Genomic DNA, 19,316 nt, shown 5'->3' with positions numbered 1-19,316 from the left:
CTTGCAGCTCTTTTTTACGAAGGAAAAAAGCATGCTGATTATCCCCGCTATCGATCTCAAGGACGGTGCTTGCGTACGCCTGCGCCAGGGCCGCATGGAAGACTCCACGGTATTCTCCGACGACCCGGTGAGCATGGCCGCCAAATGGGTTGAAGGGGGCTGCCGCCGCCTGCATCTGGTTGACCTCAATGGCGCCTTCGAAGGCCAGCCGGTCAACGGTGAAGTAGTCACCGCGATTGCCAAGCGCTACCCGAACCTGCCGATCCAGATCGGTGGCGGTATCCGTTCGCTGGAAACCATCGAGCACTACGTCAAGGCCGGCGTCAGCTACGTGATCATCGGCACCAAGGCGGTGAAAGAGCCGGAGTTCGTCGCCGAAGCCTGCCGCGCCTTCCCGGGCAAAGTGATCGTCGGCCTGGATGCCAAGGACGGTTTCGTCGCCACCGACGGCTGGGCAGAAGTCAGCTCGGTGCAGGTCATTGACCTGGCCAAGCGTTTCGAAGCCGACGGCGTCTCGGCTATCGTCTACACCGACATCGCCAAAGACGGCATGATGCAGGGCTGCAACGTGCCCTTCACCGCCGCCCTGGCCGCTGCCACCAAGATCCCGGTGATCGCCTCCGGCGGTATCCACAACCTCGGTGACATCAAGGCCCTGCTCGACGCCAAGGCGCCAGGCATCATCGGTGCGATCACCGGCCGCGCCATCTACGAAGGCACCCTGGATGTCGCCGAGGCGCAAGCCTTCTGTGACGCCTATTCGGCTAGCTCCAAGTCGTAAGCTGCAAGCTGCAAGTCAAAAGCGCGACCGAGTCGCTCTTTCTTGCAGCTTGAAGCTTGAAGCTTGCAACTCGAGGTCTACCTATGGCTTTAGCCAAACGCATAATTCCCTGCCTCGACGTCGACAACGGCCGGGTGGTCAAGGGCGTCAAGTTCGAGAACATCCGCGATGCCGGCGACCCGGTGGAAATCGCCCGGCGCTACGATGAACAGGGCGCTGACGAGATCACCTTCCTCGACATCACCGCCAGCGTCGATGGCCGTGACACCACCCTGCATACCGTCGAGCGTATGGCCAGCCAGGTGTTCATCCCGCTGACCGTGGGCGGCGGCGTGCGCACCGTGCAGGACATCCGCAACCTGCTCAACGCCGGTGCCGACAAGGTGTCGATCAACACCGCCGCGGTGTTCAACCCGGAGTTCGTCGGCGAAGCTGCCGCGCACTTCGGCTCGCAGTGCATTGTGGTGGCCATCGATGCCAAGAAGGTCTCGGGCCCGGGCGAAACCCCGCGCTGGGAGATCTTCACCCACGGCGGGCGCAAGCCGACCGGCCTGGACGCGGTGGAGTGGGCGAAGAAGATGGAAGGCCTGGGGGCCGGCGAGATCCTCCTGACCAGCATGGACCAGGACGGCATGAAGAACGGTTTTGACCTGGGCGTGACCCGCGCCATCAGCGACGCCCTGGGCATTCCGGTGATTGCCTCCGGTGGTGTCGGCAACCTGCAGCACCTGGCCGACGGGATTATCGAAGGTCATGCCAGCGCAGTGCTGGCGGCGAGCATCTTCCATTTCGGTGAGTACACCGTACCCGAGGCCAAGGCGTTCATGGCCAAGCAGGGTATCGTCGTTCGCTGACGGTCCTCTATCGCGGGGCAAGTCGAGGCGTCGCACCGCCGCTCCCACCGGGATTTAGGTGATCCTGGTGGGAGCGGCGGTGCGGCGACCCGACTTGCCCCGCGATAGCTTTCAGCCCAGGTTCTTGCCCAGTAGCGCGTGATACAGCTCGCTGTCGCCAAGAATCCCCACCACTTTGTTGCCCTCTTGAAGCACCAGCTTGTTGCCGGTCTGGTAGCGGATCTGCAGGGCTTCGCGCATGCCGATGTTGGCATTCACCAGGGTCGGTTTGCGCCCCAGGCCTTCCACCGCTTCGCCCGGTGCCCAGTTTTGCAGGTCCATGCCGTTGGCGCCCTGGCGCGCACCCTTGATGGTGTTGCCTTCGGCCAGGTCCAGCCAGGAGTCGCCACCCGGGTCGAGGCACACCGAGCCGTTGATGCGTTTGCACTTGTCCAGGGTGCGCATCAGGCTGCGGCCGCACAGCACGTTGAGCGGGTTGGTGTGGGCGACGAAGGTGCGCACGTAGTCGTCGGCGGGGTTGAGGACGATTTCTTCCGGCTTGCTGTACTGGATGATCCGCCCGTCTTTCATGATCGCAATACGGCTGCCCAGCTTCAGGGCTTCGTCCAGGTCGTGGCTGACGAAGACGATGGTCTTGTTCAGCTTGCGTTGCAGCTCCAGCAGCTCGTCCTGCAGGCCCTGGCGGATCAGCGGGTCGAGGGCCGAGAAGGGTTCGTCCATCAGCAGGATGTCGGCGTCCATTGCCAGTGCCCGGGCCAGGCCGACGCGCTGCTGCATGCCGCCCGAGAGTTCATCGGGCTTCTTGTTGCGCCATTGGGTCAGGCCCACCAGTTCGAGTTTTTCATCGACCAGCTTGCGCCGTTCCTTCTCCGGGCGGCCCTGCATTTCCAGGCCGAAGCTGATGTTCTCGCGCACCGTCAGCCAGGGCATCAGGGCGAACTTCTGGAACACCATGGCGATGCGCTTGGTGCGCATCATCTTCAGTTCCGCCGGGGTGCAGTGGGCGATGTCGATATGCGAGCCTTCGTGCTCGACGAACAGCTTGCCGCGGCTGACGGTGTTGAGGCCATTGATACAGCGCAGCAGGCTCGACTTGCCTGAGCCGGACAAGCCCATCAACACGCAGATCTCGCCCTTGTTGATGTCCAGGTTGGCTTTCTCGACACCGACCACCAGGCCGGTCTTCTTCAGGATCTGTTCGCGGGTCATGCCCTGGTCGAGCAGGCTCAGGGCCTCGCGCGGTCGGCTGGAGAAGATAACGTCTACGTCTTCGAAGCGAATAATGCTCATGCTTCACTCCTTACCGGCGCGTCGGGTTGTTTGCAGATACGGTCGAGCATGATCGCCAGCAACACGATCGCCAGGCCCGCTTCAAAACCCAGGGCGATATCGGCGGTGTTCAATGCGTTGACCACAGGTTTGCCCAGGCCGTCGGCACCCACCAGCGCGGCAATCACCACCATCGACAGCGACAGCATGATGCATTGGGTAACGCCGGCGGCGATGCTCGGCATGGCGTGGGGCAGCTCGATGCGCGACAGCAGCTGGCGGCGTGAGCAGCCGAAGGCCTTGCCGGCGTCGAGCAGTTCCTGGGGCACGTCACAGATACCCAGGTAGGTCAGGCGGATCGGTGCGGCGATGGCGAACACCACCGTCGAGATCAACCCGGGGACCACCCCCAGGCCGAACAGGGTCAGGGTCGGGATCAGGTAAACGAAGGTAGGTACCGTCTGCATCAGGTCGAGGACCGGGCGCATGGCGGTGTAGAACATCGGCTTGTGTGCGGCGAGGATGCCCAGCGGCACGCCGATGGCCACGCAGACCAATGTCGCGAACAGCACCTGGGCCAGGGTCTCCATGGTCTCCTGCCAGTAACCGAGGTTGAGGATCAGCAAAAATGACAGTACGCAGAATGCGGTCAGCGCCCATTTGCGCTGGATCAGGTGCGCGATTACTGCAATCAGGCCGATCAGGACGAAAGGATTGAACCAGGTCAGTGCCCCGGTCACGCCATGAATCATGTATTCCAGTGCTGCCGCGAAGGCATCGAAGTAATTGGCGCCGTGTTGCGTCAACCATTCAACGAAGCCTGCGATGTACTGGCCCAAAGGGAGTTTTTCATCGATCAGCATGATAGCGAGCGTCCACCTGCAAAAGTTTGAAGACAGCCTGCGGCGGGGCCAGCCCGCCGCAGGCAGTGCTTACTGCGTGAGTTTGGCTTTGGCTGCCTCCAGGCCAGGCTTGCCGTCAACGGTGGTGACCCCGGCCAGCCAGGTGTCGAGCACCTGCGGGTTGTTTTTCAGCCAGGCCTTGGCTGCGGCGTCGGGTTTCATCTTGTCGTCCAGGACGTTGCCCATCAGCTTGCTTTCCATGTCGAGGGTAAAGGACAGGTTCTTCAGCAACTGGCCGACGTTGCTACATTCCTGAACATAGCCCTTGCGGGTGTTGGTGAGGACGGTGGCCTTGCCGTAGTCGGGGCCGAAGAAGTCATCGCCGCCGTCCAGGTATTTCATCTTGAAGCGGGTGTTCATCGGGTGCGGTTCCCAGCCCAGGAACACCACGGCGGTGTCACGGCGCTGGGCACGTTCGACTTGCGAGAGCATGCCGGCCTCGCTGGACTCGACCACCTTGAAACCGGCGTCCTTGAGGCCGAAGGCGTTCTTGTCGATCATGCTCTGGATGGTGCGGTTGCCGTCGTTGCCCGGCTCGATGCCGTAGATCTTGCCGTCCAGCTCCTTCTTGAACTTGGCAATGTCGGCGAAGTTTTTCAGGCCCTTGTCGTACAGCGCCTGGGGCACCGCCAGGGTGTACTTGGCGTTCTCAAGGTTGGCCCGAACGGTTTCCACGGTGCCGGCATCGCGGTACTGCTTGATGTCGTTTTCCATGGTCGGCATCCAGTTGCCGAGGAACACGTCCATGTTCTTGCCATCGGCCAGCGACTTGTAGGTCACCGGTACCGAAATCATCGTGGTCTTGGTCTTGTAGCCCAGCGACTGGAGCACGACGCTGGTGACCGCGGTGGTCACGGTGATGTCGGTCCAGCCGACATCGGAGAAGTTGACGGTGTGACATTGCTCGGGCTCTGCGGCCTGGGCCAGCACCGGCAGACTCAGCACTGCGGCCAGCAATAGCGAGGGTGAACCTTTCATTCGATGGACTCCTGGGTTTTTTTCTCGGATGTCCCACGGGACCGCCGTGCTTTATGGTTTGCATTCGGTCGGGCCTGACTATCGGGCGATAGCGGGACGGCTGCCGTGCAATCGAGTCGATACCGATCATCTAACAGCGAAAATCAAACGCCTACAGGGTGCGTCGTATCCAGTACAGACAGGGTCGCATCCAGTGTCGATGAGGTCGTTTACAGATTTATCCGGCCCTGTAAACGCAGTTTCGGCACTTGTGCACCGCAAAAAAACGGCGCACAAGCGCGGCTGACAGCTGGCGGCGTTGCTGGGCAAGAACGCGTCGGTTGCAGACGTCAGAGGTCCTGGCAAAAGCCTGATGATGCGCGGAATCGGCGGATTGCCGCCTATTCAGCGTAGCAGTTGCGACGCCCTTGGCTTGGGCTGCGGGGCTGCACATTCAGGCTGTACATTCAGGAGGTAGGTGGCATGGCCATCAGTGTGTTCGACCTGTTCAAGATCGGCGTTGGCCCATCCAGCTCCCATACCGTCGGGCCCATGCGCGCCGCAGCATTGTTCGTCCAGGGCCTGCGCGAGCGCGGCGAGCTTGAACAGGTGCGGCGCGTCGAAGTGCGCCTGTACGGCTCGCTGTCGGCCACCGGTATCGGCCACGGCAGCGACAACGCAGTGATCATGGGCCTGATGGGCGAATGGCCGGACGCCATCGACCCCGTGCAAATCGGTCCGCGCATCGCTGCACTGCGCGAAACAGACACCTTGCTGCTCGATGGCCGGCTGCACGTCGGCTTCGTCTGGGCCCGCGACATGCTGCTGCTCGACGAGAACCTGCCGTACCACCCCAACGCCATGACCCTCATCGCTGAAGGCGCCGCAGGCGAGCTGCACCGCGACACCTATTACTCGGTGGGCGGCGGCTTTGTCGTTGATGCGGCACAGGCTGCCAGCGGCGTGCTGGACGCCGACAACACGGTGCTGCCCTACGATTTCGACAGTGCCGTGGAGTTGCTCGAACTGTGCAAGCAAAACGACCTGCGCGTGTCGCAATTGATGATGGAAAACGAAAAGGTCTGGCGCAGTGAAGCAGAAATTCGTGCCGGGCTGCTGAAGTTGTGGCACGCCATGCAGGCCTGTGTCGAAAACGGCCTCAAATACGAAGGCATCCTGCCTGGCGGGCTCAATGTCAAACGTCGCGCAGCCAAGCTGCACCGCAGCCTGCAGGAACTGAACAAGCCCAATGTCATCGGCTCGACCCTGAGCGCCATGGAATGGGTCAACCTCTATGCCCTGGCGGTCAACGAAGAGAACGCCGCTGGCGGGCGCATGGTCACCGCACCGACCAATGGCGCGGCAGGGATCATCCCTGCGGTGCTGCACTACTACATGCGCTTTAGCGACGAAGTCAGCGAAGCCAACGTCGTCGACTTCTTCCTCGGCGCCGCCGCAGTGGGCATTTTGTGCAAGAAGAATGCTTCGATCTCCGGTGCTGAAGTCGGTTGCCAGGGTGAAGTCGGTTCGGCCTGCGCCATGGCCGCCGCCGGTCTTGCCGAGGTGCTCGGGGCTACCCCCGGGCAACTGGAAAACGCCGCCGAGATCGGTCTTGAGCACAACCTGGGGCTGACCTGCGACCCGGTTGGCGGGCTGGTCCAGGTGCCGTGTATCGAGCGCAACGCGATTGCCGCGGTCAAGGCCATCAATGCCGCGCAGATGGCCCTGCGCGGCGACGGCGAGCACTTCATCTCCCTCGACCGGGTGATCCGCACCATGCGTGACACCGGCGCCGACATGCACGACAAGTACAAGGAAACCTCGCGCGGTGGCCTGGCGGTCAGCGCCATCGAATGTTGAATCGCTGACGCGCCCTGCGCCGTTTTCGCCCACCTTCGGCCTGCGCGCCGCCTTTTGGCGCGCAGGCCTTTCCCGCCTCGAACAATCCGCTGTTACCCCCGTGCCTGGCGCCTTGGGTGACAGTTGCCGATGTCGTTTCTGGGCATCCTTCACACAAGTGCTACCGAATTGCTCATGCGTCCTACAGACCGGCGCTAGGCCGCTGGTTTGCGTTTATAACCGCGCCCGGCAACAAGGGCCATATAGACGCTGCGCGACGTCGTTTTTGGGTTTTGTTGAATGGCCATTCAATTTCAGGCATGGCATTTGCGTTGTGATTGGCAAAGCCCCTGCATCCGAATCGGGGCCGTGACAAAAAAGCCCGTGCCTGCCTGAGGCACAACCTGCATTGTGTGAGGAGATACCGCGATGACGTCGTACAACTCCGGGACCCCAACCCAGAACCGCACGCCCCAATCCATCGGCTTCCTGCTGCTGGACAATTTCACGCTGATTTCCCTGGCTTCCGCTGTTGAGCCGCTGCGCATGGCCAACCAGCTGTCCGGCCGCGAGCTGTACCGCTGGAGCACCCTGAGCGTGGATGGCGGCCAGGTGTGGGCCAGCGACGGCTTGCAGATCACTCCCGATGCGGCAATGCACAAGGCACCGGCTATGGACACCGTGATTGTCTGTGGCGGTATTGGTATCCAGCGCACCGTTACCCGCGAGCACGTCACCTGGCTGCAGAGCCAGGCGCGCCAGTCGCGACGGCTGGGTGCGGTGTGCACCGGCAGCTGGGCCCTGGCCTGTGCCGGCCTGCTCGATGGTTTTGACTGCAGCGTGCACTGGGAATGCCTGGCGGCGATGCAGGAAGCCTTCCCGCGGGTGAGCATGAGCACCCGTTTATTCACCCTCGACCGCAACCGCTTCACCAGCTCCGGCGGCACGGCGCCGCTGGACATGATGCTGCACCTGATCAGCCGTGATCATGGTCGCGAGCTGTCGGCGGCGATCTCGGAGATGTTTGTCTACGAGCGCATCCGCAACGAACAGGACCACCAGCGCGTGCCGCTCAAGCACATGCTCGGCACCAACCAACCGAAACTGCAGGAAATCGTCGCGTTGATGGAAGCCAACCTCGAAGAGCCGATCGACCTGGATGAACTGGCCGTTTATGTGTCGGTGTCGCGGCGCCAGCTTGAGCGCCTGTTCCAGAAGTACCTGCACTGCTCGCCGTCACGCTACTACCTGAAGCTGCGGCTGATCCGCGCCCGGCAACTGCTCAAGCAGACGCCGATGTCGATCATCGAAGTGGCTTCGGTGTGCGGCTTTGTCTCGACCCCGCATTTCTCCAAGTGCTACCGCGAGTACTTTGGCATTCCGCCGCGTGACGAGCGCGTGGGCTCTAATACTGCCCAGCAGGTGGCGATGATGCCGATCCCGCAGGCGCTGGTGCTGTCGCCGCTGGCCGGGCCGATGTCGGCGTTGAGCCAGGCGCGCAATGAGTCGACTTTTGCCAGTGTGAGGCTCTGATTCCGAGCTGAATTCATCGCGGGTCAAGCCCGCTCCCACAGGAGTTAGGTGATCTCTGTGGGAGCGGGCTTGACCCGCGATGCTTTTAGCGATTCTGGAATTGTGCCAATGCCGGCAACAGCTGTTTGTCGATGGCTTTACGAACGTCCGGCAGAATAGTCGCACTACTGGTGTACATCTGCTCGACCATGACCTTCAAGGCTTTGGCCCGCGGCTCACTCAAACCGCGTACCGCACACTCGCAGGCTTGCTCGGCACTGGCCCCGGCCGGCGTCTCGAAACCCAGCGCGCGCAGCTGGCCCAGCAGGTCGTCCTGATCAATCAAATCCGCATGCATCATGGTTGTTGTCCTTGTTTGCAGGTGTGATCGTCAGTCGATTCTGTGGGCCCGGGCGCACTGCGGCAAGGGCAGATTGTCGCAATGGCCGCTTTACCTAAGCACAGGTCGTTTTCGGGTAAATCGGCGGGGGAGGGAGGCTGCACACTGGGGCCATGCACAGCAACGGAAGGTTTGGTCACCGTCCGCTTCAGCCCCGTTTGCGTCACCGCTGCGGGGCTGTTTTTTGTCACTGCGCGCGGGGCAACCCGATCACCCGGCCAACAAACTCGGCCGCGGGCAGATCAACCTGCTCATTCACGGCCCCCTGCAAGCGCTCAAGCACCGCTGGTGCAAACGGTGCTGACCTCGGTCCGGCAAGGTCGACATGCAACAGCATCTGTTCACTGGCCGCCAGCGCTTCATCAAACCCCTCGCGATGCAGGCTGTGGTACAGGTGCAGGCGCTTGTGGTCAAAACCGATAACCTGGCTCTGCACCCACACCTGGGTGCCGAGCTTTACCTCATGCAAGTAGTTCAGGTGGCACTCCAGGGTGAACAGCGAGTGGCCGCTGGCGCTGCGGTTGTCGCTGTCCAGGCCGATGCGGTCCATAAAGGCATCGGTGGCATAGCTGAAGATCAGCAGGTAAAAGGCATCGCGCAGATGCCCGTTGTAGTCGACCCAGTCTGCCTGGACCTGGGTCTGGTAGGTGATCAAGGCGGGCATCGCTGCACTCCGGTCAGTCGCTGAAGGCCATGCCGTGCTTGGCCTTGGTGGTTTTTACCGCATCCAGCACGGCCAGCAGGCAATCATCACGATAGCGCTCCAGCGCGCTGATGCTGCGCTCGCCCAGTTGTTCGCCGGTGCCTTCGACCACGGCGTCGATCAGGCCGTCGGTCAGTTCGGGCGCGGGCAGGTAGGTCCAGGGCAGTTGCAACGCCGGGCCGAACTGGGCCATGAAGTGGCGCATGCCGGCGTCGCCTCCGGCCAGGGTATAGGTGAGGAAGGTGCCCATGAACGACCAGCGCAAACCGGCGCCAAAGCGGATTGCGTCGTCGATCTCACCGGTGGTCGCCACGCCATCGTTGACCAGGTGCAGAGCCTCGCGCCACAGCGCTTCGAGCAGGCGGTCGGCGATAAAACCGGGCACTTCCTTGCGCACATGCAGCGGGCGCATGCCGAGGTTGGTGTAGACGGTTTTTGCCGCTTCGATGGCCTCGGGCGCGGTTTTGTTGCTGCCGACGATTTCTACCAGCGGCAGCAGGTACACCGGGTTGAACGGATGGCCGACCACGCAGCGCTCGGGGTGGGTCGAAGACTCGTAGAACTCGCTGGGCAATAGCCCTGAAGTACTGGAGCCGATCAGCGCATTGGGCTTGGCTGCGGCGCTGATCTTGCTGTGCAGGTCGAGCTTGAGGTCGAGGCGCTCGGGGGCGCTTTCCTGGATGAAATCGGCATCGCGCACGCATTCCTCGATAGTCGCCACAAAGCGCAGGCGCTGCTGCGAGGCGCCGGGCGTCAGGCCTTGTTGCTCCAGGGCCGGCCAGGCATTGGCGATGCGCTTGCGCAAGGCCGCCTCTGCTCCCGGCGCCGGGTCCCAGGCGACTACATCCAGGCCATGGGCCAGGGCGCGGGCCACCCAGCCGCTGCCGATTACGCCGCTGCCCAGGGCTGCAAAGGTCTTGATCTCGGTGATAAAGCTCATCGGTTTCTCCAGCAATCAGCGACGGGTCAGGTTCATTTTGGCGCGGCCCTCGGCAGGGCTGAGTACCCGTGCGCCAAGGCGGCTGAGAATCTCGCTGGCGCGTTCCACCAGTTGGCCGTTGCTGGCCAGCACGCCTTTGTCCAGGTACAGGTTGTCTTCCAGGCCGACCCGCACGTTGCCGCCCAGCAGCACTGCTTGCGCGGCCATCGGCATCTGCATGCGGCCAATGCCGAAGCCGGCCCAGGTCACGCCTGGCGGCAGGTTGTCGACCATGGCTTTCATGGTGGCGGTGTCGGCCGGCGCGCCCCAGGGGATGCCCAGGCACAGCTGGAACAACGGGTCGTCGAGCAGGCCTTCCTTGATCATCTGCTTGGCGAACCACAGGTGGCCGGTGTCGAAGATTTCAAGCTCCGCTTTGACGCCCAGTTCAGTGATGCGCCTGGCTCCAGCGCGCAGCTGCGCCGGAGTCGAGACGTAGATGCTGTTGCCGTCGCCAAAGTTGAGGGTGCCGCAGTCCAGGGTGCAGATTTCCGGCAGCAGCGCCTCGACGTGGGCCAGGCGCTCCAGCGGGCCGATCAGGTCGGTGCCGGCGCCGAACTCCAGCGGAGTTTCGCCCGGGCCGATCTCCAGGTCGCCACCCATGCCGGCGGTGAGGTTGACGATGATGTCGACGTCGGATTCGCGGATGCGCTCCATCACCTCGCGGTACAAGTTGACGTCGCGGCTGAAACGGCCGGTTTGCGGATCGCGAACGTGGCAGTGGACCACCGTGGCACCGGCTTTGGCGGCTTCTACGGCGGCTGCGGCGATCTGTTTCGGGGTGACCGGGACCAGGTGGCTTTTGATGGCGGTGTCGCCGGCGCCGGTCAGGGCGCAGGTGATGATGACGTCGTGGTTCATGTGCGGTTTCCTTCGGGCGAGTTGGGGCCATCGCGGGTCAAGCCCGCTCCCACAGGGTCTGTCAGTTAGCGGTCAGTTGCAGGTTTTCGGCGGCCGGTTTGCCGTCAAACGTGGTCACCCCTTCAAGCCAGCGCTTCTGGTCTTGCGGGTGATCCTTGAGCCACTGGCGGGCGGACTCCAGCGCATCCTTGTGCTCGAGCAGCGGCTGCATCATGCGGCTCTCGTCTTCGGCGGTGAATTTCAGGTTGCTCAGCAGGCGATGGGCGTTCGGGCAGCGCTGGGCGTAGTCGGGGGCGGTAACGGTCCACACCGTGGCGCGGCCTTCGTCCGGGCCCAGGGCGTCTTCGCTGCCGCTGAGGTAGGCCATGTCGATGTTGACGTTCATCGGGTGCGGTGCCCAGCCGAAGAACACCACCGCCTCCTTGCGCCGTACCGCGCGGTCGACGGCGGCGAGCATGCCGGCCTCGCTGGACTCAACCAGCTGGAACTTGCCGAGGCCGAACTGGTTCTTGCTGATCATCGCCTTGATCTGGGTGTTGGCGCCGGAGCCTGGCTCGATGCCGTAGATCTTGCCGCCCAGCTCCTTCTCGAACCTGGCAATGTCGGCGAAGGTTTTCAGGCCCTTGTCGGCCAGGTAGCTTGGCACCGCGAGGGTGGCGCGGGCGTCATCCAGGCTCGGCTGGTCGAGGACCTTGACCTGCTTGGCGTCGATGAACGGGGTGATGGTCTGGGTCATGATCGGGTTCCAGTAGCCGAGGAACATGTCCAGGCGCTGGTCGCGAATGCCGGCGAAAATGATCTGTTGCGAGGCGCTGGTCTGCTTGGTCTTGTAGCCCAGGCCATCGAGCAGCACCTGGGTCATGGCGCTGGTGGCCATCACGTCGGTCCAGTTCACCACGCCAAGGCGCACGTTCTTGCAGGCGGCCGGTTCTGCGGCCATCACGTTGGTGCTGAGGATTGCGGTACCGACGAGCATCAGCAGGCTACGGCTGATCATTCTGTTCATGGTGGCTCCTCCAACGGCAGTTCTAATTGTTATAGGGGGCGGCCTCTGCGTGCCGTGTGATCAAACTACGCGGCTGCCGTGGGTAAAAATCGCACTGTGGCGACCGGCACTTGCACAGTGGCGACCAGCGCGCTATTAACCCTGCATCCGTGGCCGTCGAGTCGTCGCTATGCCCCAGGATTTCCATTTCTTGCTGTTGCCGGGTTTCTCCGCGATCGGTTTTATATCTGCGGTAGAGCCGCTGCGGGTGGCCAACCGCTTTCGCGGCGAGCTGTACCGCTGGCAGGTGCTGAGCATAGATGGCGGCGCGGTGCAGGCCAGCAACGGCATGTCGGTGAATGCCGACGCCGCGCTGCAGCCGTTGGGCAAGGGCGCTACCCTGCTGGTGGTGGCCGGTTTCGAGCCGCTGCGCAGCTTCGGCCCGGCCCTGCAGCACTGGTTGCGCAAGCTTGATCACGAAGGCGTGGTATTGGGCGGCATCGATACCGGCAGCGTGGTGCTGGCCGAGGCCGGTTTGCTTGAGGGTTACCGGGTGACCCTGCACTGGGAAGCGCTGGAGGCCTTCAAGGAAAGTTACCCGCAGTTGCAGGCGACCCAGGAGCTGTTCGAAGTCGATCGCCGGCGCATTACCTCTGCGGGAGGCACCGCTTCGATCGACCTGATGCTCGACCTGATCGCCCAGGCTCATGGCCCGGAGCTGGCGATCCAGGTGTCGGAGCAGTTCGTGCTCGGCCGGATTCGCCCGCGCCAGGATCACCAGCGCATGCAGATCGCCTCACGCTACGGCATCAGCAACAAGAAGCTGGTGCAGGTGATCGGTGAGATGGAGCGCAACACCGAGCAACCGCTCAACACCTTGGTGCTCGCCGAGTCGGTGCAGGTCACCCGACGCCAGCTGGAGCGCCTGTTCAAGCTTTACCTGCACGACACCCCCAGCGGCTTCTACCTGCGCCTGCGCCTGGACAAGGCCCGGCAGTTGCTGCGCCAGACCGACCTCAGCGTGCTGGAGGTGGGCATCGCTTGCGGGTTCGAGTCGGCGTCGTATTTCACCCGTTGTTACCGCGGGCGCTTCCAGCGTTGCCCGCGCGAAGACCGCAAGGCCGCGGCGGCCAGCCTCAGCGGCGCTTGAGCAACAGCGCGCAGGCGCTTTTGTAGGCTTCGTGCTGGTACTTGTTCAGCGACGCCGGCAGTTCAAGGTCGTGTTTCTTCGCTTGGGCGCTGACGGTCTGCGGTGACACCAGCTCGACCTCGCAATTGTCCAGCAACTGCAGCACGCCCTCGATCTTGAAGGTGGTCGGGCCGCCGGCGAAATCGCCTTTCTTGCTGCGCTTTTTGATCGCCAGGTGGCTGATGCCCTGCTCGGCGATAAAGGCCTGGGCCTGGCGGGCAAAGGCTTTGACGCTATCTGCCAGTTCGTCGTCTGCCAGGGCGATTTTTTTCGTCGCCACGGCAAGGTGCACAGGGCTGGCGCCGTCCAGGGTGGCAACGGCAAGCAGCGCTTCGCTGCCTTTGATTTCAATTCCGCAGATTTTCATGCTGGTCTCAATCGGAGTTCTGCAGCCCCAGGGACTGCAAGTATTCGGAGCGATCATCGCTACGTTGGGCAATGCAGGTGTTCAAGGCCGCGTCGAAAGCCTTGCCGGGTTGCTGGTCATAGGTCTCGACCTTGCAATCGGCGTCGCGCAGTTGCTTCCAGATGGCTTGGGCCTCACGCAGGCGCTTGCTCAGCTCGTCGACCTTGGCTTGCTGGCCGCCGTACTGCTCGCCAATGCGCTGCAGCAGGTCATCGAAAGCGGCATTGAGTTCGCGTTCGGCGGTAGTGCGGCTGTATTGGGCGCACGCATAGCTTTGCTGGTCGGTGTCGACGTTGTCGCACGGGGTGCTTTCGTCGTCCTCGGCATGGGCGCCGAATGCCAGCAATACCAGGGCCAGGCCTACCATCGTTCTCATCTGCGACATCCTCCGAAAGCTTGCGCGAACATGGGCGCCGATTCTCGCTCAGCGCCGCAGCAAAGAACAGGGTAGCCGCTGCTCCTGTGAAAAAGCGTACCGGCAGTGTGAACACTTATTCACAGACGTTTCATAAAGCTGCACATAAACTCGGCGCTTTGCCTTTACCCACTCTGAATAGCCCGTGGATCCGCTATGGAAAGCACCGCACTGATCAAGGTACTGCTGGTCGAGGATGACCTGAAACTGGCCGGCCTGGTTGCGCACTTTCTGGCCGAACACGGCTTTCAGGTGCATTGCGTGCATCGTGGCGACCAGGCGCTGGAGGCCTTTGTCCAGTTCAAGCCGGCGCTGGTGGTGCTTGACCTGATGCTGCCGGGCTTGAGCGGTTTGCAGGTGTGTCGGGCGATTCGCAGCCCGTTTGCAGGTGTGTCGGGCGATTCGCAGCCAGGCGGCAACCCCGATCGTTATCCTGACGGCCCGCGAGGACGATCTGGACCATATCCTTGGCCTTGAATCCGGTGCCGACGACTATGTGATCAAGCCGATCAAACCACTGGTGTTGCTGGCCCGTCTGCGTGCTCTGCAGCGGCGCAAGGGCAGTGAGCCGCTTAGTCGCGACAGCCTGCGTTTCGGCAACCTGAGCATCGACCGGGCCAGTCGCGAGGCGCACCTGGGTGAGGAGCCGATCGAGCTGAGCACCATGGAGTTCGAGCTGCTCTGGTTGCTGGCAAGCGCTGCCGGCCAGACCCTGTCGCGCGATGACATCCTCAATCGCCTGCGCGGCATTGCCTTCGACGGCTTCAACCGTAGCGTCGATGTCTATGTCAGCAAGCTGCGCGGCAAATTGCGCGACAACCCCCGCGAGCCTGTGTGCATCAAGACGGTGTGGGGCAAGGGCTACCTGTTCAATCCGTTTGCCTGGGAGCTGTAGATGCTGCGCTTGTTTCTGGGCTTGTTCAGTACTCTGGTCATTGCCTTCGCCCTGGCTGTACCGTCGATCAACACGTTTTTCGATTGGTACCTGAAAACCAGCGACGATGTTTACTATCGCGAATCGATGCGCGGCCCGGCCTACAGCCTGGTGGAGCAACTGCGGCCGTTGCCCGTGGCCGAGCGGCAGCAGCGTCTTGATGCGTTGCAGCCGCACTACGGGATGACTCTCAAGCTGGTCGAGCGCGACCAGCTGCAATTAAGCGAGCAGGATCGGGCCCTGTTGGCCGACAAACAGATGCTGATACTCGACGATGTCAGCCATTTCATCATTCCCATCGATGCTGGCAGCCAGCTGCTGAGCGTCAGCCTGCCGCCCGACTTGCGCATGACCACCGCCTTTACCGTCAGCGCTTATGCCATGTTTGCCAGCATGCTTGGCATTGCCGTGTTCTGCTGGGTATGGCCGCACTGGCGCGACCTTGAGCGATTGCGCCTGGCGGCCCAGCGCTTTGGTGACAACGATCTGCGTTCGCGCATTCACTTGTCGCGGCGCTCGAACATTCATCAACTGGCCGAGCATTTCAACCAGATGGCCGCGCGCATCGAAGGCCTGATCGCCAATCAACGCGAACTGACCAATGCGGTATCCCACGAACTGCGCACGCCCATTGCCCGCCTGTCGTTCGAGCTTGAGCAACTGCGCCGGCTGGCCCGCCAGGAAGGTTGCGCCGAGCTGATCAACGACATGCACGCCGACCTCGGCGACCTGGAAGAGATGGTCTCGGAGTTGCTCACCTATGCCAGCCTCGAACGCGGGGCCGCCGAGATCAAGCACGAAACCATCCAGGCCAATCACTGGCTCGACAGTGTCCTGGGCAGTGTTGCCCTGGAGGCCGAGGCTGCCGGTGTGCAGCTGACGCTGCAGGCGTGTACGGTGCAAAGCATCCGTATCGAGCCGCGGTTCATGGCGCGGGCGGTGATCAACCTGCTGCGCAATGCCATTCGCTATGCCGACGCCGAGGTGCGGGTCAGCCTGCAGCGAGAAGGCGAGCAGTATTGCATCGTGGTGGAAGACGACGGCCCAGGCGTGCCGTTTGCCGCCCGGGAAAAGATTTTCGAGCCGTTTTCGCGCCTGGATGTCAGTCGTGACCGGCGTACCGGTGGCTTTGGCCTGGGCCTGGCGCTGGTGCGCAGGGTGTCGCAGTGGCACGGTGGCTATGCCCTGGTACGCGATAGCCGCGAAGGTGGCGCCAGCTTCGTGTTGAGCTGGCCGCACAGCGATGTTTGATACCTAGAACTGCAGCCCGGCGTCCTGCTCGGGGCCGCGCACAAAGCGATAGCCGAGTACCCGCAAGCCGTCGCTGCGCCGGGTCAGGGTGTTGCCGGCGCCGAGCGCGCTGCCGGCCAGCAGGGCGTGGACGTCATCCAGCGGCTGGACCAGGAATTCGCCCAGGGTTTCGCCGTTGCGCCGGCCCTGGGCCAGCAGCAGGCCCTGATCGATGCGCAAGGTCAGGCCGTCGAGCAGCGGATCGCGCTCATTCGGGCTGACCAGGCGGTAACGGCCGACGCTGGTTTGCCAGTCGGCGGGTATCGGCGCGGGCTCGATACGCTCGCCCAGAGGCAGGGTCTGGCCGTGGCGCCTGATCGCCAGCACCTGTTTGTTGGCGACGCTGATCACATCCAGCTGCAGGTCCTGAAGCGGGCCTGGGTCCAGCGACCACACGCCCAGCAGCCTTTTTTGTGCCCGCAACCAGCCTTGACTGTCGCGCAGCAGCTCGACGCGCTTGCCGGCCAGTTCGGCAAACAGCTGCTGGCGCTGGTCGCTGAGGCGGATCACGCCCAAGGGGCTGGCGTACAAGCCGGCCAGGCGCTGGCGGTCTCGCGGGCTGGGTACCACGGCTGAGGTCAGCGGCGGCAGGCTCGGGGTACAGTCGCGCGGGCAGGCGAGCGCAGTGCCACGGGCCTGCAGCATCAAGCGCAACGCCTGGGTGGCCAGCTCGCTGACCAGCGCCTCGGCAGTGTCGGCATTGGCCATCACCACCACCGCCAGCTGCGGCTCGGGGAGCACGCTCAGTTGCGCGGCAAAGTCGCCGGTCGAGCCACTGTGCTGCCATTGTTGCAACTGCGCGCCGATGCGCGGGTCACCGCAGGGGCCCAAGTACCAGGCCAGGCCGATCGGGCAATCGAAGTCCAGGGCATTGGCTCGGTTCTGCTGGCGGAACATCTCGGCAATCGATTGCTGGCTGAGCACCTGGCGACCGTCGAAACGGCCCTGGGCGAAGAGCATCTGCACGAACTGGCCGACCTCCCGAGGTGTGGTCCACAGGCCGCCGGCAGGCAGGTCGCGGATCTCTTCGTCGCTGCTGCGCTGGCCCTGCAGGTAGCCGCGGGCGCGATAGGGTTGCAGTTCGCTGTTGCCGACGAAGCTCGAGTGCTCCATGCCCAAGGGTTGCAACAAGTGCTGTTGCAGGCGGGTTTCAAAGGGTTGCCCGCTGCTGCGCTCGATGGCGGCGCCGAGCAGGGCAAAACCCAGGTTGGAATAGGCCATCTGCGTGCCCGGCGCAGTGTTCAGCCACACCCCCGAGGCCCGCTGCGGCAGGTTCTTCAGTGGGTCATCCGTGCGCAAGCGCGGCAGGAACTCGCTCGGCAGGCCCGCCTGGTGGCTGAGCAGGCGGCGCAGGGTGATGGCGTCGTTGGCGCTGCGGGCATCGGCATGAAAGCGCGAGCGCACGCGAAACTCCGGCAAGCTGCGCGACAGTGGTGCGTCCAGGCTCAGGCGCTGCTGTTCCACCAGTTGCAGGGTGGCGCTGGCGGTGAACAGCTTGGACAGCGAACCGGCTCGAAACGCCGTGGCCGGCGTCACCCGCATATGCAGCGTCTGGTCTGCCAGGCCGAAGCCTTCGGCCCAGACCAGCTCCTGGCCGTCGATCAATGCCAGCGACAGCCCGGGCACATGGTTCTTGCGCATTTGTTCGGGGATGCTCTGGCGCAGGTGTTCGATCACCGCCCGGTAGTCACCCTCGGCGATCGGCGGCAGGCTGGTTGGCGGCCGTTCACCGCAGCCGGTGTTGACGAGCAGCAGGCCGAACAACGAAGCAAGGCGAAGCGAGCGAAGCATGGGGCACCTGAGCGGCAATGACGGTCATTGCATGCTAGGGCAGGGGCCTGCGGCAATCTTTGCATGGATTGTCGGGAAACTGTTAAAGACTGTGCCGCAGCGTGGGGCAACGCCCCTTTGTCGTTGTTTGACGCTTTCGGCAATTCTCCTGTCGTTTTTGCATCTGGGCGACATTGGCCCTAGGCATATGCTGGCCCCAAAGCGCCGGCAGACGATTCGGCGCAGGTTTTACCAATAAAGGGGACAGCCTGATGAGCCCAGCCGAATTACACGCAGACAGCATCGTTATCGACGGGCTGATCATTGCCAAATGGAACCGCGAGCTGTTCGAGGACATGCGCAAGGGCGGCCTGACCGCAGCCAACTGCACAGTGTCGGTCTGGGAAGGCTTCCAGGCCACGGTCAACAACATCGCCGCCAGCCAGAAGCTGATTCGCGACAACAGCGACCTGGTGATGCCGGTGCGCACCACCGCCGACATCCGCAAGGCCAAGGAGTTGGGCAAGACTGGCATCCTCTTCGGCTTCCAGAACGCCCATGCCTTCGAAGACCAGATCGGCTACGTCGAGGTGTTCAAGCAGCTGGGCGTGGGCATCGTGCAGATGTGCTACAACACCCAGAACCTGGTCGGTACCGGTTGCTACGAGCGTGACGGCGGGCTGTCGGGCTTTGGCCGCGAGATCGTCGCCGAGATGAACCGCGTCGGGGTCATGTGCGACCTCTCCCATGTCGGTTCCAAGACCTCCGAAGAAGTCATCCTCGAATCGAAAAAGCCGGTGTGCTACTCCCACTGCCTGCCTTCCGGGCTCAAGGAACACCCGCGCAACAAGTCCGATGAAGAGCTCAAGTTCATTGCCGATCACGGCGGTTTCGTCGGCGTTACCATGTTCGCGCCGTTCTTGGCCAAGGGTATCGATTCGACCATCGACGACTACGCCGAAGCCATCGAATACACCATGAACATTGTTGGTGAAGACTCCATCGGCATCGGTACCGACTTCACCCAAGGCCACGGCCAGGATTTTTTCGAGTACCTGACCCACGACAAGGGCTACGCCCGGCGCCTGACCAACTTCGGCAAGATCATCAACCCGCTGGGCATCCGCACCGTGGGCGAGTTCCCCAACCTCACCGAGACCCTGCTCAAACGCGGCCACTCCGAGCGCGTGGTGCGCAAGATCATGGGCGAGAACTGGGTCAACGTTCTAAAGGACGTCTGGGGCGAGTGAATACCTCTGGAGCCTACTCC

General features: G+C 62.9%; 18 protein-coding genes and 1 pseudogene. 8 read left to right on the top strand and 11 right to left on the bottom strand.

Features of this window, described 5'->3' with window-relative positions:
• Positions 1 to 31 precede the first annotated feature (31 nt).
• Both hisA and hisF read left to right on the top strand, forming a co-directional pair.
• On the top strand, positions 32 to 781 hold the full coding sequence (hisA, locus tag ACZ9A3_RS21920; RefSeq protein ID WP_093378627.1) for a 1-(5-phosphoribosyl)-5-[(5-phosphoribosylamino)methylideneamino]imidazole-4-carboxamide isomerase: 750 nt from the start codon (positions 32 to 34) through the stop codon (positions 779 to 781).
• Between the two features lie 83 nt (positions 782 to 864).
• Positions 865 to 1,635 (top strand): imidazole glycerol phosphate synthase subunit HisF, encoded by a 771-nt coding sequence (gene hisF, locus ACZ9A3_RS21915; protein WP_010221324.1) that lies wholly within the window; start codon positions 865 to 867, stop codon positions 1,633 to 1,635.
• Between the two features lie 111 nt (positions 1,636 to 1,746).
• Here the strand turns inward: hisF and choV are convergent, their stop codons facing one another.
• The 3 genes from choV to ACZ9A3_RS21900 all read right to left on the bottom strand — a co-directional run bounded on the left by choV (position 1,747) and on the right by ACZ9A3_RS21900 (position 4,784).
• Positions 1,747 to 2,925, bottom strand: coding sequence for a choline ABC transporter ATP-binding protein (choV, locus tag ACZ9A3_RS21910; RefSeq protein ID WP_093378632.1), 1,179 nt, complete (start codon positions 2,923 to 2,925; stop codon positions 1,747 to 1,749).
• Positions 2,922 to 3,770 (bottom strand): choline ABC transporter permease subunit, encoded by an 849-nt coding sequence (choW, locus tag ACZ9A3_RS21905; protein ID WP_176794313.1) that lies wholly within the window; start codon positions 3,768 to 3,770, stop codon positions 2,922 to 2,924. Before choW ends, choV begins: the two co-directional genes overlap by 4 nt.
• Positions 3,771 to 3,836: 66 nt before the next feature.
• The gene (locus tag ACZ9A3_RS21900) at positions 3,837 to 4,784 is read right to left on the bottom strand and encodes a choline ABC transporter substrate-binding protein (RefSeq protein ID WP_093378641.1); all 948 of its coding nucleotides are present in this window, start codon (positions 4,782 to 4,784) and stop codon (positions 3,837 to 3,839) included.
• Positions 4,785 to 5,246: 462 nt separating this feature from the next.
• Between ACZ9A3_RS21900 and ACZ9A3_RS21895 the strand changes: the two genes are divergently transcribed.
• Positions 5,247 to 6,623, top strand: coding sequence for an L-serine ammonia-lyase (locus tag ACZ9A3_RS21895; protein WP_476253111.1), 1,377 nt, complete (start codon positions 5,247 to 5,249; stop codon positions 6,621 to 6,623).
• 408 nt (positions 6,624 to 7,031) lie between these two features.
• Positions 7,032 to 8,135: a choline metabolism transcriptional regulator GbdR gene (gene gbdR, locus ACZ9A3_RS21890; protein ID WP_093378649.1), complete on the top strand. Its 1,104-nt coding sequence runs from the start codon at positions 7,032 to 7,034 to the stop codon at positions 8,133 to 8,135.
• Positions 8,136 to 8,220: 85 nt separating this feature from the next.
• Here gbdR and ACZ9A3_RS21885 read toward each other — a convergent pair whose 3' ends face one another.
• The 5 genes from ACZ9A3_RS21885 to ACZ9A3_RS21865 all read right to left on the bottom strand — a co-directional run bounded on the left by ACZ9A3_RS21885 (position 8,221) and on the right by ACZ9A3_RS21865 (position 12,063).
• A complete protein-coding gene (locus ACZ9A3_RS21885) occupies positions 8,221 to 8,475 on the bottom strand; it encodes a hypothetical protein (protein ID WP_093378659.1) in 255 nt (84 codons plus the stop codon).
• Positions 8,476 to 8,701: 226 nt separating this feature from the next.
• Positions 8,702 to 9,178 carry a thioesterase family protein gene (locus ACZ9A3_RS21880; RefSeq protein WP_476253110.1) on the bottom strand — a complete coding sequence of 159 codons (477 nt, stop codon included), beginning with the start codon at positions 9,176 to 9,178 and terminating at the stop codon, positions 8,702 to 8,704.
• A 13-nt stretch (positions 9,179 to 9,191) separates the two neighbouring features.
• Positions 9,192 to 10,157 carry an L-carnitine dehydrogenase gene (locus tag ACZ9A3_RS21875; RefSeq protein ID WP_476253109.1) on the bottom strand — a complete coding sequence of 322 codons (966 nt, stop codon included), beginning with the start codon at positions 10,155 to 10,157 and terminating at the stop codon, positions 9,192 to 9,194.
• A 15-nt stretch (positions 10,158 to 10,172) separates the two neighbouring features.
• A complete protein-coding gene (gene cdhC, locus ACZ9A3_RS21870) occupies positions 10,173 to 11,057 on the bottom strand; it encodes a 3-dehydrocarnitine:acetyl-CoA trimethylamine transferase CdhC (RefSeq protein WP_476253108.1) in 885 nt (294 codons plus the stop codon).
• A gap of 61 nt (positions 11,058 to 11,118) precedes the next feature.
• Entirely contained in the window at positions 11,119 to 12,063 is a 945-nt protein-coding gene (locus tag ACZ9A3_RS21865; RefSeq protein WP_093378675.1) for a choline ABC transporter substrate-binding protein, read from the bottom strand.
• 169 nt (positions 12,064 to 12,232) lie between these two features.
• On the opposite strand from ACZ9A3_RS21865, the gene ACZ9A3_RS21860 reads away from it, so the two are divergent.
• A complete protein-coding gene (locus ACZ9A3_RS21860; protein WP_258595206.1) occupies positions 12,233 to 13,192 on the top strand; it encodes a GlxA family transcriptional regulator in 960 nt (319 codons plus the stop codon).
• Here ACZ9A3_RS21860 and ACZ9A3_RS21855 read toward each other — a convergent pair.
• Positions 13,179 to 13,598 (bottom strand): DUF3010 family protein, encoded by a 420-nt coding sequence (locus tag ACZ9A3_RS21855; protein WP_093378682.1) that lies wholly within the window; start codon positions 13,596 to 13,598, stop codon positions 13,179 to 13,181. The two genes, ACZ9A3_RS21860 and ACZ9A3_RS21855, sit on opposite strands and share 14 nt — an antisense overlap.
• Positions 13,599 to 13,605: 7 nt before the next feature.
• Positions 13,606 to 14,013, bottom strand: a complete 408-nt coding sequence (locus ACZ9A3_RS21850) for a lysozyme inhibitor LprI family protein (RefSeq protein ID WP_093378685.1) — start codon at positions 14,011 to 14,013, stop codon at positions 13,606 to 13,608.
• Positions 14,014 to 14,208: 195 nt separating this feature from the next.
• Between ACZ9A3_RS21850 and ACZ9A3_RS21845 the strand changes: the two are divergent.
• Both ACZ9A3_RS21845 and ACZ9A3_RS21840 read left to right on the top strand, forming a co-directional pair.
• Positions 14,209 to 14,947: pseudogene (locus tag ACZ9A3_RS21845) on the top strand (winged helix-turn-helix domain-containing protein).
• Positions 14,948 to 16,237 (top strand): ATP-binding protein, encoded by a 1,290-nt coding sequence (locus ACZ9A3_RS21840; protein WP_258595201.1) that lies wholly within the window; start codon positions 14,948 to 14,950, stop codon positions 16,235 to 16,237.
• Positions 16,238 to 16,240: 3 nt separating this feature from the next.
• Here the strand turns inward: ACZ9A3_RS21840 and ACZ9A3_RS21835 are convergent, their stop codons facing one another.
• Positions 16,241 to 18,067, bottom strand: a complete 1,827-nt coding sequence (locus tag ACZ9A3_RS21835; RefSeq protein WP_258595199.1) for a serine hydrolase domain-containing protein — start codon at positions 18,065 to 18,067, stop codon at positions 16,241 to 16,243.
• A gap of 251 nt (positions 18,068 to 18,318) precedes the next feature.
• Between ACZ9A3_RS21835 and ACZ9A3_RS21830 the strand changes: the two genes are divergently transcribed.
• Positions 18,319 to 19,296, top strand: coding sequence for a dipeptidase (locus tag ACZ9A3_RS21830; RefSeq protein WP_123565301.1), 978 nt, complete (start codon positions 18,319 to 18,321; stop codon positions 19,294 to 19,296).
• Positions 19,297 to 19,316 lie beyond the last annotated feature (20 nt).

The sequence above is a fragment of the Pseudomonas sp. TE4620 genome, assembly GCF_056279045.1.
Note: the sequence above shows the minus strand (reverse complement) of the source record. Positions and strands in the feature narration are given on the sequence as shown.